Below are 15,752 nucleotides of genomic sequence, written 5' to 3'. Positions count from 1 at the left end.
GCCGTGTTGGCGTGCCGAGAAGTCTACTAAAACATACCTATTTGTCAATATATTTTGAATCGTTTTTTCATACTTCCTGTCAACATTTTCATAATGCACTGATTATGAATAAAATAATTTTTCAATTTTTTTGAACGTTTTTTCAACTGACCTGCGTGCAAGCTGACAAAATGACTGCCGGGGGTGAATTTGCCATCTCTTCAAAAGCCCGTGGCATGAACATTCATCCTCCGTTTCTTGTCTAATCGCGCATGAAGCATCAGGAAATCCACTTGCCAACGCCCGACCCGGAGCATCCCTATGCCGGGGACGGACGTTACCGCTTTCCGGATATCAACGGCATGAACCTGCTGGGAGACAATGTTTCCCTGCCGCCCATCATGCCCAAGAGCTTTCATATCATGCTCACCGTCTTTCATCCGGAGGCGCTGTACAGCATGAAAACATGGCTTCCCTTCTGCGAAGACCTGCACAAGCAGTACAAGCACACGCCCACTCCGGTGGAATACAGGATTTTGCTGGTTCTCCAGCCTCCTCCCATAGAAGGGGACGTTCCGGCCTTCACCCAGGCTCTGGGCGATATTCCCGATTTTTACATGAAGACCAATTCCCTGATCTCCTATTACGACCAGGCTTTTGTCCGCAGAAGGCTTTCCCTTCACAAAAAGGCGGAAACGGCCATCGTCCTGCTGGACGGCAATGGCAATATCATCTGGAAGGACGACGGAACGTTCAATCCCACCCGCGCCGAACATTTGCAGGTGATTCTGGACACGCTTTCCCCGCTGGCGCCAAAGACAAAAACGCATTAGGGAACGGAAGCCCCTCCTTCTGCGTTCCGGCCCCCCGTCCCTGAACGGCGCGGATCGCGCCATTTACCGGCGTTCCGCACGGGAAGTTTGCGCCGCCGTTCATTTCTTTGCAGACCATTCCGGAAGAACCTGCCAGGAATTTGGGGAACCAGGAAGGAGTGTCTTCTTCGTTTCATCTTCACTTTCCGTTTGTGCTTCCATCCGGAATGCTCCATACTGGCCGCATGCCTACCATTTCGCTAGCTCTTGGAGAGCGTTCTTATGATATTCATGTGGAAAACGGCGCACTGGACCGCGTAGGGGAGTTTGCCTACCGTGCGGGGCTGGACGGCAAAATAGCGATTGTCACGGACACGAACGTGGCCCCTCTGTACGCGGAGCGCGTCAGGAAATCCCTGGAAAGCGCGGGCTTCATGCCCAGCCTGCATGTCGTGGATGCGGGAGAAGCGTCCAAAAGTATGCAGCAGGCGGAAGAGTTGTGTTCCGAACTGGTACGGGCAGGCATTGACCGCACCGGCTGCATAGCCGCACTGGGCGGGGGTGTGGTCGGGGACCTGGCCGGATTCGTGGCCGCCATTCATTACCGGGGCATTCCCTTCATGCAGATTCCCACGACGATCGTCGCGCAGGTGGACAGTTCCGTGGGCGGCAAAACCGCCGTCAACATTCCGGAAGGCAAAAATCTGGTCGGGGCCTTTCACCAGCCGTCCGTCGTCGTCATTGATCCCACCACCCTGGTGACGCTGGACCGCCGCACCCTGGCGGAAGGACTGGCGGAAGCCGTCAAGCATGCCGCCATCAGGGACGCCTCCATGCTCCATGACCTGAAACGCCTGGGACCGGAGCTTTCCATCGGTTTTTCCCTGGATACCATTGCCAGGCTGCCGGACCTGATTGCGCGGAATGTGGCCATTAAGGCCCGCATCGTGGAACATGACGAACTGGAAACCCAGGGCATCCGCGCCCTGCTCAACTTTGGCCACACGATCGGCCACGGCATTGAGGCGGCCGTTCCCTATGGAACCATCCTGCATGGGGAAGCCGTCGCGCTGGGCATGCGTGCGGCCCTGTTCCTGAGCGAGCGGAAAGCGGGACTAAGCGCGTCGGACGCCAAGAAAATACTCTCCGCCCTTCAGGCGCTGGACCTGCCCCTGACCCTTCCGGAAGGAATGGATACGGAACTGGTGCTCGACAAAACAGCCTCCGACAAGAAATTCCGTGCCGGAGCCATCCGCTTCGTCCTGCTCACGAAGGCGGGGGAAGCCGGCATTTCCAAAAAAATCACGCGGGAAGACATGGCGGAAGCCATTGAAGAACTGCGCCGTCCCCTGGCCTGACGAGTTCTTTCTCCGCTACCGGACGGCGGCATATCCGCACTTTTCCGGTATTCCGGCGCGACCTGCCCATGAAAAGGGGAAAGGTGTTTTCCGCGGCGTCCTTCCCCTGTCTTTACAAATACCTTTACCCTTTTATCAAGGACCTTTCCCCCTATTTTCCCGATTCGTCCGGGGTAGGCTCAAAGCCGTCCACATCCAGCGGAACGTTGCCCGTATATTCCCCGGTGTCAAACTTGATCGTCTTCAGCGCGTCTTCCAGATCCAGAGAACCGTAGCATTCCCGGCTGGCAAAGCGGAGCATTTCATTCATGATGCTTACGCTTTCCTCATGCGGCATGTCCTTGGGCAGCCCGGCGGCCAATTCCCTGATTTTTCCGGCATTGGCATTCGCCGTAGCCTGGTCCTTGATCTCCAGCATCACAGCCAGCATTTCCTCGCCGGGTGTCCTGGGGACGGCTTGCTCCGTGGAGGAGGCTTCAGGGGCCTGTTCCTGTTTTTTCCCGCCGTCGCAGGAAACGAGGGCCAGCGCCGCCAGAAATAATGCAGAAGGAATGAGAAGCTGTTTCATAGACTATTCTTGATGGAGAAGCCGGAGGCCTCATTGGAGATCATCATGGGCAAAGCGGATTCAGGAGTCAAACCAGTTTTTCATGTCCCGGGAATGTTTTTTAGACAAAATTTTCCGCCATGCGCGCTTTGCTTCATGAACGGGAAAGTGTCCCGTTCAACCCAATAGCCAGAATAGTGCATTCATTGGTTTCCTGTGGTAGACGCAATTTCCGCCGGCGGAGGTTGCGTCTACTTTTTGCGTCACCGTTTGAATACAGCGTTTGATTCCGTCAAACGTCTCCGTATAATCTGATTGAGATGGGCGCCCCGATCTGGAACAGACGCAATTTTTTGAAAACTGCCGCAGGAACCGCAGGATTCCTGATGGCCGCGCCATATATGAATGCCGCTGAATCCCTCACGGACGCCAGGCCCCTGAAAGTGGGGCTGGTAGGCTGCGGCGGCCGCGGCCTGGGAGCCATGAAGAACGCGCTGGACGCCGATCCGGGCACGGTGGTATGGGCCCTGGCGGACGTATTCGAGGAACGGACCGGCTTCGGCGCCAGGCTGCTCACGGAACAATACGGCCCCCGCATGCAGGCGGACAAGAGCCGCATGTTCCACGGCCTGGACGGCTACAGGAAGCTCCTCCAGACGGACATTGACGTGGTCCTCCTCTGCACCCCTCCCGCCTTCCGTCCGGAACATCTGGCCGCGGCCATTGACGCCAACAAGCACATTTACGCGGAAAAACCCGTAGCCGTGGACGTTCCCGGCGTACTTTCCGTGCTGGAATCCGCCCGCCTCGCCAAACTCAAGAACCTGGTCATTCTGGACGGCTTCTGCTGGCGCTACGACAAGGCGAACGAGGAAGCCCACCGCAAACTGGCCTCCGGAGAACTCGGCCGGGTGCTCTCCTTTGACGGATTGTACTACACCACCCCTCCCAAATCCCCGCTGGCGCTGGATTCCCGGCCTGCCTCCGACACGGACGTGGCCTGGGCCCTCCGCAACTGGACCGCCTGGAACTGGCTGAGCGGCGGCCAGTTCGTGGAGCAAATCGTCCATACCATCGACGGCATGGTCTGGTCCATGAACGAACAGCTTCCGCTGGCCGCCTTCGGCTCCGGAGGCCGCGCCCAGCGCCGGGACGACGGCGACGTCTGGGACCACTACGACGTTTATTTCGAATACGACCACAACGTGGTGGGCCACATTTCATGCCGGCAGTGGGTCGGCTGCCATGGGGAAATCACGGACCGGACGGTCTGTGAAAAGGGCATGCTGGTCACGCCCTACCGCCCGCACATCCAGGCAGACAAGCGCTGGCGCTTCCGCGGAGAACGGGGCAACATGTACGCGGACACCCACGTGGCCTTTTACCGCTTTCTGCGCTCCGGCACCTGGACGCAAACACTGGAAAGCGCGGCCAACAAAACGCTGGTGGCCATCCTGGGGCGGGAAGCGGCCCACACCGGGCAGCGCATCACTTGGGAACAGATCAAAAAGAACACCGCCAGGCTGGTGCCGGAAGACCTGACGATGGATACGCCATTGCCGCCCGCCCGCATCCCGCGGCCGGGAAGAACGGCCTGATCTCCGCCGCCCCCCTCTCTACGCACCATGGCCAACATCTTCCCACCCCATGCCAACAGACGGTTTTACGGCATCATCGCGCTGGGCATGCTCATTCTCGCCCTGATACTGGGAGGGGTGTATTATCTCAACTTTTACGTAAAGGAACATGCCCCTGTACAGCCCGTGCGCTTTTCCCACAAACTGCACGCCGGGGACCTGAAGATGGGGTGCACGTCCTGCCATGCCGCCGCGCTGCGTTCCCCGCGGGCCGGAATTCCTGACACCAAATCCTGCCTGGGCTGCCACCAGCACATCCTGCCGAACAGCCCGTTCATCGCCCCCCTGCGCGCGGCGGCTGATCCGCAATTCCCCGGCTATACGGGGGAACCGGTACGATGGGTCATGGTCAACCGCCTTTCCGGCCACGCCTATTTCAACCACATGGCCCACTTGAACCGCGGCATCGGCTGCACCTCCTGCCATGAGGATGCGGCAGGAATGGAAGTAATGAAGGCGCCCCGTGACGCCCGCATGCGCTGGTGCCTGGACTGCCACCGCAACCCCGTTCCCCACCTGCGCCCGCTGGAGGAAGCGGCCAGTTCCCACTATTCCGCCGCGGATTATCTCCGCACCCACTCCGTCCATGACGAGGAAGGCCGCCGCATCGGCACGCAGCACCAGCTTGGCGAATACCTGAAACGGCAATGGAAAATCCAGCCAAAAACGGACTGCTCCACATGCCACCATTGACCGCTGCCTCCGGGGGAACGCCCGGAAACATGACTTTCCAGTCACGTACCCTTCCTTCTCCGCTATGGCGGAACACCACACCGTTCCTGTATCATGTACCCATGGAACTATCCCTGGACATCATTTACGACAGCGAACCGGAACAGGCGGCGGCGCATGTTCTGACGTATTTCCGGCAGGAATTCGCCAAGCCCTTTCCCCCGCCCAAATCCCTTTCGCGCGAGGAAAAAAACCTGATGGAACAAATTGACGCCGCCTTTGACGGCGTTACGCTGGAAGACGGCATCGGGCTGATGACCACGCAGCTCCTGGACATGTACGCCCCCAGAGAAGTATGCGCTGCCGTCGCCCCCTGTGAAGAACGGAGCGACTGGCGCCGCATCACGCCCGCCATGATCCGGGCATGCTGGGACGCCCTGAATTTTACCGATCCCAAGGGATACCGCTTTCTCCTGCCCGCATGGCTGACGCTGGACCTCCGCGGCCAGCTTGGAGATTTTGATGCCCTGGACTACTTGCCCCTGCTTCCGGAAAACTGCGGCATTTACGAATCCCAGGCCGTCCTGCTGAACGACCGGCAGCTTGAGGCCGTGATCAACTTCATCGAATACCGCCAGCGAGAGGATTGCAGCCCCTGAACTTTCCCTTCATAACTCCGGACGATGGAAACGGACGGCATTCACCGCTTGATTTCACCCCCCGGATTGCCTAAAAAAAGCCGTTCCCATTCATCAACCATCCACGCCCACGCCAGTTTGACTCCGCAGCCGCCATTCCCCCGGAACGATGTTCCGCATGACCATCCCGCCTTTCTTCCGGAAGAAGAACGGGAAATGTCCCGCCGTTCCTTCATGAAATGGATGGGGGCCGGAGCGGCCCTGATGGGCCTGGCGCTGCCCGCCTGCCGCCGCGTGGAAAAATACCTGGTGCCCTACAACGAAGGGCCGGAATGGTCCGTTCCCGGCGTGGAAACGGCCTACGCCACCTGCCTGTCCCTGGGAGGAAGCGTCCGGCCCGTGCTGGCGGCATGTTATGAAGGCAGGCCCGTCAAGCTGCTGCCCTCCCTGCAATACCCGGAAGGCCCCGGCCTGCCGGCCGCGGTGCAGGCCTCCATTCTGGACCTTTACGATCCCGGACGCAGCCGGCACGTTCTCTTCAACGGCAAGCAGGCGTCGGAAGACGAATTCCGCGGCGCTTTTTCCTCGTGGTCGCGCAATTTGAGGGACGGCGGCCGCATCGGCATCCTTCTGCCTTCCTCGGACTCCCCCCTGCTGCACTCCATGCTGGAGGAAATCAGGAGGAAGAACCCCCATGTCCGCACTTACGCGTACTCCCCCGTTCCCGCCCCCGGCGGCGCCATGCAGGCGGCCCTGCCGGACGGCATCCGCTTCCGCGTCCGGTTCGCGCGCGCCAGACGCATCCTGGCCCTGGACTGCGACTTCCTGCATGAAAACCCATATGGCAACACGCGGGAATTCATCGCGGCCCGCTCTCCGGAAGGGCTGAATTACAAGGAAGACAACCGGAACCGCACGCGCCTTTACGCGGCGGAAGGCCGCGTTTCCCTCACGGGAGCCCATGCCGACCACCGCCTTCCCGTATCTCCGGCGCGTCTGGGCGCCTTTCTGGAAGAATTGGACTTTTATATCCGCCAGAAAAAATCCTCCACCCCTGCTGCCGGGGAAACTCGCACTTCCGCCCTTTCCCTGACAAACCGGGAACAGGAATGGCTGAAGCACTGTGCGGAAGACTTGTGCGGCCATCCGGGGGAAAGCGTGGTCCTTCTGGGGGAATCCCGCCCGGAACTGGCTCCCCGCGTCTGGCAGATCAACCAACTTCTCGGAGCCATCGGCCCGTGCATCCAGCTTCTGGACGCACCCGCCGCACCAGCCCCCGGCACCCTGGACGACTTCCTCCGTGACGTGGAACGGAAAAACGTGGACATCGCCCTGCTGCTGGACGCCGGAAATCCCGTGCTGGACGCCAGAGAAGGGACCGCCCTGGCCGCCGCCCTGAGCCGGATGGAAAGCATCCATCTGGGCCTGTACGAAGACGAAACCTCGCAGGCCTGCCGCTGGCACCTGCCTGCGGCCCATCCCCTGGAATCATGGGGAATTGAACGGGACTGCCGCGGAAGGTTCTGCTACCGCCAGCCCGTCATCCTGCCCCTGTACGGCGGCATCTCCACGGAAGAAATCCTCTCCGGCCTGCTCTCCACCAAAGGGCATCTCATCACGGCGGACAGTTCCCCCACCCACCTTTCCCCCGTTTACCACCGGGCGCGCAAGTGCTTTGAACGCGCCGTCAATCCGGAGGACAAGACCGCCGCATGGACGCAAGCCCTGCAACGCGGCTACTCGGAAGAAACCGCCTACGCCTCCCTGCAGCCGCAGGAGGAAGCACGGCAGGCAAAGGCCCTGGCCTCAGCCTCTCTGCCGGACGCGTCCGATTATGGAAAATTTCTTCAGGAAAAGGACATGCTGGAACTGCAATTCCTTCCGGACTACTGCATCGGGGACGGCCGCTGGAAACGCAACGCCTGGATGCAGGAATGCCCGGACCCCGTCACGGGCGCAAGCTGGGCGGCGTCCGCACAGGTCTCTCCCTCCACCTTCCGCAAGCTGGGCGGCAAAGATTCCTCTCCAGCCCGCTGCGTCCTCCACTCCCCGCAGGGACGGACGGAAGTCCTCCTTTGCCCCATTCCCGGCGTGGCGGACGGCCTGATCGTCTTCCCGCTGGGATACGGCGGCATAAACCCTTCCGCAGAGGGGCAGGAACATTCCGACGGATACGCCCTGAGGAACCGCACGGCGCGCTATCTGAACCCCGTTTCCGCCGCTCTTCCGCCCGGAACCACGGTTCCGGAAACACGGCAGGCCCACGCAACCGCTGCCGCCGAACCTGAAAACGGACCGGAAGCCCACCCCATCCTTGCCGGCTACGGAATCCCCCTGCCGCAGGTAAGCCTGAGCCCCCTGCCGGAACTGACGGAAGCCGTTCAAAGCCCGGTCGTCCAGCCCTCCCCGTTCGCGCAAATCTCCGCAGGCGTCGCGGCCCCTCCCTTCACCTCCCCCGGAGCGGACACCGTTTACCAATGGAAAATGGCCATCGACACCTCGCGCTGCATCGGCTGCAACGCGTGCCTGGTGGCCTGCCGGGCGGAAAACAACATACCCGTGGTCGGACGCGACCAAATGGCGAAAGGGCGCGCCCTGGACTGGATACGCATCGACAGGTACTTCACGGACACGGGAGCCATGACCGCCATACCCGTGGCCTGCCAGCAATGCGGCAGGGCTCCGTGCGAATCCGTCTGCCCGGTCAACGCCACCGTCCACACCACGGAAGGGCTCAATGCCATGGTGTACGCGCGGTGCTGGGGAACGCGGTACTGCGCCACCAACTGCCCGTACAAGGCACGCCGCTTCAACTTCTTTGACTACGCCAGGGCATCGGAACAAGCCACGCACCTCCAGCGCAACCCGAATGTGACGGTCCGCTCCCGCGGCGTCATGGAAAAATGCACCTATTGCGTCCAGATGGTGGAACGCGCCAAAATCCGGCACAAATCCCGCCTGATGAAGGACCATCCCGGGGAACCCTCCACCTCCATCCGTATCACGGACAAGGAGCTGCTCCTGCCGGACGGCGCTGCGCAAACCGCCTGCCAGCTTGCATGTCCGATGGGCGCCATCACCTTCGGCAACGTGCTTGATCCATCCTCCGCAATTTCCCGGGCCAAATCCCTGCCGCGCCACAGGAATCTTCTCCCCGCGCTGGGCACGGACCCCGGCACGGGATACCTGGCCCCGGCGAGGAATCCCAACCCCGCCATGAGGGGATAAAACACCGGGCTGCTCTACACCTTCCTTCTCGTCCCCATAACAGCAGGGCCGCTCCCCGTCAAGGAAGCGGCCCTGCCAGTTGAAGGTCTTTAAAATCTGATTATTTAGTCTTCCACAATTTGCTCAACGGTCGTGATGGTTTCCACCACTTCAATGTTGGCGGCAGCGGCAAAGTTGTTCACCGCCTTGAGCAGGGCGGGCGTCATGAGCTTGTCCTTCTGAATGCGTTGGCAATTTTCCAGCAGGTCCACGATGGTATCCTGGACATCTCCATTAAGTTTGGTAATCCGGATAGCCTGTTGGGAAGTGAGCTTCACATTTTCCATGGACTTGTCCAATTGCTTGGCCTTCTGAGTCAGAGCATCGAGCTGCTTGATGGCGATAGCGACCGCCGTATTGTCCTTCACGTCGTCCAGAACCTTGTTGGCGGACGAAATCAGGTCGACATTCTGCTTGGCCAGTTCTACGGGATCGACCGCATTCTGGGCCATGGCGGAGGCGGAGCATACGATCGCCACCACGGGGAGTATTTGATACGTTTGAATCATTGTTTTATCGGTTGTTCGGGTTAAAAGAAGAGGTGTTCTTCTTTGCATCTTTAGATTCATTCCAATACACAAACCGTTGCAAAACGTATTTGTCATACACTCCTTACCAACTGGCGGCAAAAGGATTGCAGATGATAATATTAATTGGCGACCCGCTTCATTTCACCGCTTTCTAACAAAAAGCGGAGGGGGCGGTATTTGGCGGATTTCAGGTCCGGGTCTTCCGTCAGAATGGCTTCCGCCAGCTCCCTGCCGCGGTGGATCAGCCGGGCGTCCAAAAGCCATTCCTCAAACCGCACTCCCTTCAAGCCGCTCTGGGAAGTTCCCAGCACGTCTCCCGGCCCCCGGAGTTTCAAATCCTGCTCCGCCAGGTCAAACCCGTTGGACGTGGTTTCCACAATGTGCAGCTTTTCCCACTGTTCATCTCCGGGCTGGGCTTCCGTCATCAGAATGCAGTAGGACTTGTGCGCTCCGCGGCCAATGCGCCCGCGGAGCTGATGAAGCTGGGAGAGGCCGAAATTTTCGGCATTATTGATAATCATCACCGTAGCGTTGGGCACGTCCACGCCCACCTCCACCACCGTGGTGGAAACCAGCACGCTGGTCCGGTTGTCCCGGAAATCCTTCATGACGGCCTCCTTTTCCTCAGCAGGCATCCTGCCGTGCAGCAGCCCCACGTCCACATGGGGCAAGAGAGCCTTCCATTCGTCCAGCTCCTTCGTCACGGCCTTTCCCTTCCGGGACTCCTCCCCGTCAATCAGCGGGGAAACCACGTAAATCTGCCTTCCTTCCTCCAGCTGGTCCCTGACGAACTTGACCACCTTCTCCCTGTCCTTCGCGGTGCGGATGGCCGTCACCACCTTTCCCCGGCCCCCCGGCACGCCGTCCAGGATGGAAACGTCCAAATCCCCGTAAAAAGTCAGTGTCAGCGTCCGGGGAATGGGGGTGGCCGTCATCACCAGCACGTCCGGCCTCTCCTCCCGTGCAATCAGCTTTTCCCGCTGATTCACGCCGAACTTGTGCTGTTCGTCAATCACGACAAGACCCAGGCGTTCCGGCACGTTCTTCCCATAAAGCAGGGCGTGCGTTCCCACCACAATGCCGCCCTGGCCGCCGAATGAAATGTGGGATTCCTCCTTCCTCTCCGCCGTCACCAGGGAAACGGGCACATCCAGCTTGTCCAGCATCTGCCTGAATTTCAGGTAGTGCTGTTCCGCCAGAATCTGGGTGGGAGCCATCATCACGGCGGAATACCCGTGTTCCACGGCCAGCAGCATCGCGCACAGCGCCACAAGCGTCTTCCCGGACCCCACATCCCCCTGGAGCAGCCTGTTCATGGAACGGGGAGCCTTCATGTCCCGGTAAATCTCCCGCACGCAGCGCTTCTGGGCTTCCGTCAATTCAAAAGGCAGGGACGCCGCCAAATCCCGGACCAGGAGGCTGGAACCGGCCGTCTGCATGCCGGGAACCGCCTCCGCACGGCGGCGCCTGTAGGCCACGTTCAACTGCTGGGCCAGGCACTCTTCCAGCGCAAAGCGCCGCCTCGCCTTGTCCCGCGCTTCCGCGGAACCGGGAAAATGCAGGTCGCGCAGCGCCGTCTTGCACGGAACGCCGGGCACAAATTCATAAATCTCAGGTTCCGGTTCCGAAGACAACTGCTCCAACGCCTCCCAGACGATCTCCCGCAGCCTGCGCACGGGAATGCCCATCCTGCCGCTGTACACGGGCACGATGCGGTTCAGGTGGATGGAATTGTCCTCCCCCTCCCGGATCAACTCGAAATCCGGATGAACCATGCTCAACTTCTTCCCGTAGGGCTTCATGCGCCCGTACACGATCATCTCCTGACCGGCGCACAGCATCCGGGCAATCCCCGGCATGCTGAACCACAGGCAGGAAAAACGGGCATTCCCCAGGGACTGTTCATCCTCCAGGACGGCTTCCACGTACCTGCCGCGCCCCTTGCCGCCCTTCCCTCCCCAGCCTTTCCAGCCTACGTCCACCACCCGGCCCCGGAGACAGACGGGCGCTCCGGAGGACAGGGAATCATAGCGGTCGAACATCCGGCGGTCCTCATACCTGCGGGGCAGCATGAACAGCAGGTCCCGCACCACGGCCATCCCGGCCGCCTGCATCGCCGCCAGTTCCTTGGGACGAATGAAGGAGCAGGCCTCCAGGGGGGATGTCAGAAGCAGATTTCCGGCCATTGTTCCAGGCGCTTTCCTCACAACTCATGCACCAGGCAGCCCGCATCAGTGCGCCGCCGGAGCGGGCTTCGTCTCCAGGCAGCGCCTGTAATAATCCACGCGGGACACAAACCAGCTCCATTTGTACCCGGGCCTGCCGTTGGTCAGCAGGGGGGCGGGACAATTCTTGCCCGTCCAGTAATAATGGGGCACCACATTGCGGAGGGGAATATTGTACTGCTTCATCAGCACCGCCGTCAGCTTGGCGGAACGGTTCCAGGTCACGATGGGATTGTGGGACCGGACCTCCCCCATCTCAATGCCGATGGAATACATGTCACCCGGGCCGCCGCGGTCCGCGTGCCGCCCCGTTTCATTCAGGGGGATGTGCTGGATGGCGTGGTACTGGTCCACGGTGAAATGCCAGTTCAGGGAGCCCATCGCCCCCCTTTTCAGGGCACGGGAATGGGCGGCGGCGTCCCCGGTGGGATTGGCCGTGCTGTGGATGGTGATGAAGCGCGGCTTCATGGAACGGGCCGCGCGGCGCGCGCGGGAGCGCGGGGACATGAAATCCCGCTCAATGCGCACCTCCCCGGCCATCTGGGACATGGTGCGCGGCACGGGAGGGACGTTCTGAATCTTGAAGCTGACCGCGGGCGGGCGGGAGGCATCCGAACACGCCGCCAGAACGGCGGCAAAGGCCAAAAACACCGCATTTGCCATCAACTTTCTAACATTCATGATTCTTCCCTAGACTATCCGGTGCAAGCTGGCAAGCAGATTTCCAGTCAAAACAGGCTTTTTTGCCTTCCGCAGGACATGCTGGCGTGAAAAAAGCGGCGTGCGGCAGCCCCGGTCTCCCCCCTCCCCTCCCAAATACAGACAACGCCTTCCCCTGCACCGGGTTTGCCGCCCAGGAGAAACAAAACCGTCGCGCAAAAAGGCGCACGGGAGACTTGCCATCGGCTCTTTCCGTGCATACACTGCTTGCACCATGAGTACCACTCACGAAGCAGCTAAGAAGTGGGTCGAAGAAATCGCCCAGCTTTGCCAACCCGACTCCATCTATTGGTGCAACGGCTCTCAGGAAGAAAATGATGAGCTCTGCAACATGATGGTAGAAAAGGGCACCTTTATCAAACTGAACCCCGAGAAGCGCCCCGGATGCTTCCTCGCCCGCTCCACTCCCTCGGACGTGGCCCGTGTGGAAGACCGCACGTTCATTTGCAGCGAGAAGGAAGAAGACGCCGGCCCGACCAACCACTGGGCGGACCCCGCTGAAATGAAGGCCAAGCTGAAGGGCCTTTTCCAAGGCTGCATGAAGGGCCGTACCATGTACGTCATCCCCTTCTGCATGGGTCCCCTGGACTCCCCGCTGGCCAAGATCGGCATTGAAATCACGGACTCCCCCTACGTCGTGGTCAACATGCGCATCATGACCAAGATGGGTGCGGAAGTTCTCAAGCGCCTGGAAGACGAAGTCAAGGGCGGCGGTAACCCGAAGCGCGACGGCTACGGAACCTTCGTTCCCTGCCTCCATACCGTGGGCGCCCCCCTCGCAGACGGCCAGATCGACGTGCCGTGGCCCTGCAATGAAGAAAAATACATCTGCCACTTCCCGGAAACGGAAGAAATCTGGTCCTTCGGTTCCGGTTACGGCGGCAACGCCCTGCTCGGCAAGAAGTGCCTGGCCCTGCGCATCGCCTCCGCCATCGCCCGCAAGAACAAGTGGATGGCCGAACACATGCTCCTTCTGGGCATTGAATCCCCGGATGGCACGAAGGCCTACGTCGGCGGCGCGTTCCCGTCCGCCTGTGGCAAGACCAACCTCGCCATGATCGTTCCCCCGGCATCCTACCGCGAAGCCGGCTGGAAGACCTCCATCATCGGTGACGACATCGCCTGGATCTGGCCGCACGAAGACGGCACCTTCCACGCCATCAACCCGGAAAACGGCTACTTCGGCGTGGCTCCCGGCACGTCCTACAAGACCAACCCGATCGCCATGGACACCATCAAGAAGAACGTCATCTTCACCAACGTCGGCCTGACCGACGACGGCGACGTCTGGTGGGAAGGCATGGACGGTCCCGCCCCCGCCCACGCCATCGACTGGCAGGGCAACGACTGGACCCCGGACTGCGGCCGCAAGTGCGCTCACCCGAACGCACGCTTCACCGCTCCCGCCTCCCAGTGCCCGACGATCGACCCCGAATGGCAGAACCCGGAAGGCGTGTCCCTCTCCGCGATCCTGTTCGGCGGCCGCCGCGCCACCACGATGCCCCTCGTATTCCAGTCCCGCGACTGGAAGCACGGCGTGTACGTCGGCGCCACGATGGGTTCTGAAATGACTGCCGCCGCCTTCGGCGCTATCGGCCAGGTCCGCCGCGACCCGATGGCCATGCTTCCCTTCATCGGCTACAACGTAGGCGACTACTGGCAGCACTGGCTGGACATGGGCAAGACCGTTGCCAATCCTCCGCTGATCTTCAACGTGAACTGGTTCCGCAAGGACAAGGACGGCAACTTCATCTGGCCGGGCTTCGGCGACAACATGCGCGTCCTCGACTGGATCCTCCGCCGCTCCAAGGGCAAGGCGGAAGGCCAGAAGACCGTGCTGGGCGTCTCCCCGACCTATGACGAGCTGGACAAGACCGGCCTGGACTACAGCGAAGAACAGTTCAACGCCAACATGGCTCTCAACCCGAGCGAATGGAAGGCTGAACTGGAAAGCCAGACCGAACTGTTCGACAAGGTGGGCAAGAAGCTCCCGGCCGAACTGGAAGAACAGCGCCAGATCCTCATCAAGAGCTTCTCCTGAGTGGAGTGCCTGATTGAGTGACAACTCAACCGCACAGGGGCTGTCCCACGAAAAGTGGGGCAGCCCCTTTTTTAAAAGCCGGGTAAAAAAGAAAGAAGACGGACGTTGAACGGTTCGCCTTTTTTAAATCATCCTTCATGCCCGGCTGAACAGGATTTATTCCGGCAGGGAGAGGGAAAATTCCTTCCCCAGAGACATTCAGATCACCAAAAGTCCCTGAAACAAAGAAAGGCCGGCTGGCAACAGACCGCGATCGATGAAGGCCGGCAGCCAGGCGTCAACCGCTTCATTCAGGTAGAGGGAGCTTCAGGAATAATCCAACAGATCCATGGCTGACATCGCTTCCTGCCGCGAGGAAGCCTGAAAGGACGCATGGAAATGCTCCCGGCGGCATTCGCCCACCCTATCAATCAATGGCATGGAAAATGGCCGAAAAGAATATGGAATCATCACCTTCATGGACTCAAGAGAGCATGCCCGTCACCGTGAAACGATTTTTCATGAGAGGTTTGTATCCAGGGAGATAGAAATGTTTGATAAATAGCCTGATGAAGGCTTTTTAAGGGAGGAAAGAAACAGAAAATCTCCTCTTGTTGCCTTTTCCCTGCCATGGAGGGAAAAGGGAACTGAAAAGCGAACCGCTTCACCCCGGTTTTTCCCGGCTCCACCGGAGCAAAAAGTCCTGTAGATGAAAAAACCGGGCTCCCCTTTTCAAGGAAGCCCGGCTGTGCTTGCATCTTCTTGTTGATTAGAACGAATACCCTACTCCCAGCATCACACGCTGGTTCACCAAACTGTCGCGCCCCTCTACCTGGTAGCTGCCATACGCGCTCCAATTGTTTGTTACCTGCAGCCTCCCGGAAATCCCAGCCCTCACCCCCTGCCGAGCCGGCTTGCTGCCCTCCACTCCCCACCCATAGCCGTTGCCAACCAGGCGTGCATACGTTCCCGCATTGCTCCGGTACACGTCCGGGAGATACTCCACGCTCACCGTATGGCTCCAGGGCATGCCCCCCAGCGTCAGCCCCTGGGTTAGGGAAAGGCCCACGGGAAGAGACAGATTGCGGTAATGGCCACGGTCAAACCGGCGCGCCATCTCTCCGCTTTCCCTAAACGCCTCCTGCACCACATCCGTGTATTCCACGCCGATATGGGGCGTGAGAACCAGGTTCCTGCCCACGGGCAAATCCCAGGCGGCCCTCACCGTGCCCTCCCATGCCCGGTTGGTCCATGAACCCGACGAGTTCTGGCCGCCGGAGGTTACGGAGGAAAGGTGGTTGTCCGTGCTACCAAAGCCGGCCGCGGCAGTGACAGTGAGAGCCTGCC

The 15,752-nt window shown here is 60.2% G+C and carries 13 protein-coding genes; 7 read left to right on the top strand and 6 right to left on the bottom strand.

Annotated features, from left to right (window positions below):
* Positions 1–251 precede the first annotated feature (251 nt).
* Positions 252–812 (top strand): hypothetical protein, encoded by a 561-nt coding sequence (locus tag HMPREF3039_RS12165; protein ID WP_067571787.1) that lies wholly within the window; start codon positions 252–254, stop codon positions 810–812.
* Positions 813–1,036: 224 nt separating this feature from the next.
* Positions 1,037–2,149, top strand: coding sequence for a 3-dehydroquinate synthase (gene aroB, locus HMPREF3039_RS12160; protein WP_067571791.1), 1,113 nt, complete (start codon positions 1,037–1,039; stop codon positions 2,147–2,149).
* A 151-nt stretch (positions 2,150–2,300) separates the two neighbouring features.
* Here the strand turns inward: aroB and HMPREF3039_RS12155 are convergent, their stop codons facing one another.
* The gene (locus HMPREF3039_RS12155; protein ID WP_067571785.1) at positions 2,301–2,717 is read right to left on the bottom strand and encodes a hypothetical protein; all 417 of its coding nucleotides are present in this window, start codon (positions 2,715–2,717) and stop codon (positions 2,301–2,303) included.
* A 380-nt stretch (positions 2,718–3,097) separates the two neighbouring features.
* Between HMPREF3039_RS12155 and HMPREF3039_RS12150 the strand changes: the two genes are divergently transcribed.
* The 4 genes from HMPREF3039_RS12150 (at position 3,098) to HMPREF3039_RS12135 (ending at position 8,871) form a co-directional block, all read left to right on the top strand.
* Positions 3,098–4,294 carry a Gfo/Idh/MocA family protein gene (locus HMPREF3039_RS12150; protein ID WP_197457906.1) on the top strand — a complete coding sequence of 399 codons (1,197 nt, stop codon included), beginning with the start codon at positions 3,098–3,100 and terminating at the stop codon, positions 4,292–4,294.
* Between the two features lie 27 nt (positions 4,295–4,321).
* Positions 4,322–5,026 (top strand): cytochrome c3 family protein, encoded by a 705-nt coding sequence (locus tag HMPREF3039_RS12145; RefSeq protein WP_067571784.1) that lies wholly within the window; start codon positions 4,322–4,324, stop codon positions 5,024–5,026.
* Positions 5,027–5,127: 101 nt separating this feature from the next.
* A complete protein-coding gene (locus HMPREF3039_RS12140) occupies positions 5,128–5,664 on the top strand; it encodes a DUF6714 family protein (protein ID WP_067571782.1) in 537 nt (178 codons plus the stop codon).
* A 195-nt stretch (positions 5,665–5,859) separates the two neighbouring features.
* Positions 5,860–8,871, top strand: a complete 3,012-nt coding sequence (locus HMPREF3039_RS12135) for a 4Fe-4S dicluster domain-containing protein (RefSeq protein ID WP_231863933.1) — start codon at positions 5,860–5,862, stop codon at positions 8,869–8,871.
* A 104-nt stretch (positions 8,872–8,975) separates the two neighbouring features.
* Here HMPREF3039_RS12135 and HMPREF3039_RS12130 read toward each other — a convergent pair whose 3' ends face one another.
* The 3 genes from HMPREF3039_RS12130 to HMPREF3039_RS12120 form a co-directional block, all read right to left on the bottom strand.
* Entirely contained in the window at positions 8,976–9,419 is a 444-nt protein-coding gene (locus tag HMPREF3039_RS12130) for a hypothetical protein (RefSeq protein WP_067571778.1), read from the bottom strand.
* A 140-nt stretch (positions 9,420–9,559) separates the two neighbouring features.
* The gene (gene recG, locus HMPREF3039_RS12125; protein ID WP_067571776.1) at positions 9,560–11,626 is read right to left on the bottom strand and encodes an ATP-dependent DNA helicase RecG; all 2,067 of its coding nucleotides are present in this window, start codon (positions 11,624–11,626) and stop codon (positions 9,560–9,562) included.
* 45 nt (positions 11,627–11,671) lie between these two features.
* Positions 11,672–12,346 carry a peptidoglycan recognition protein family protein gene (locus HMPREF3039_RS12120; RefSeq protein ID WP_082770036.1) on the bottom strand — a complete coding sequence of 225 codons (675 nt, stop codon included), beginning with the start codon at positions 12,344–12,346 and terminating at the stop codon, positions 11,672–11,674.
* A 253-nt stretch (positions 12,347–12,599) separates the two neighbouring features.
* Here HMPREF3039_RS12120 and HMPREF3039_RS12115 point away from each other — a divergent pair, with 253 nt between their 5' ends.
* Positions 12,600–14,426, top strand: a complete 1,827-nt coding sequence (locus tag HMPREF3039_RS12115) for a phosphoenolpyruvate carboxykinase (GTP) (RefSeq protein ID WP_147549423.1) — start codon at positions 12,600–12,602, stop codon at positions 14,424–14,426.
* A gap of 455 nt (positions 14,427–14,881) precedes the next feature.
* Here HMPREF3039_RS12115 and HMPREF3039_RS13920 read toward each other — a convergent pair whose 3' ends face one another.
* Together HMPREF3039_RS13920 and HMPREF3039_RS12110 are read right to left on the bottom strand one after the other, a co-directional pair.
* Entirely contained in the window at positions 14,882–15,163 is a 282-nt protein-coding gene (locus HMPREF3039_RS13920) for a hypothetical protein (protein ID WP_147549420.1), read from the bottom strand.
* Between the two features lie 11 nt (positions 15,164–15,174).
* The coding region (locus tag HMPREF3039_RS12110) for an autotransporter outer membrane beta-barrel domain-containing protein (protein WP_156473620.1) at positions 15,175–15,752 on the bottom strand (578 nt) is incomplete at its 5' end.

The sequence above is a fragment of the Akkermansia sp. KLE1798 genome (genome assembly GCF_001580195.1).
GTDB lineage: Bacteria > Verrucomicrobiota > Verrucomicrobiia > Verrucomicrobiales > Akkermansiaceae > Akkermansia > Akkermansia biwaensis.
Note: the sequence above shows the minus strand (reverse complement) of the source record. Positions and strands in the feature narration are given on the sequence as shown.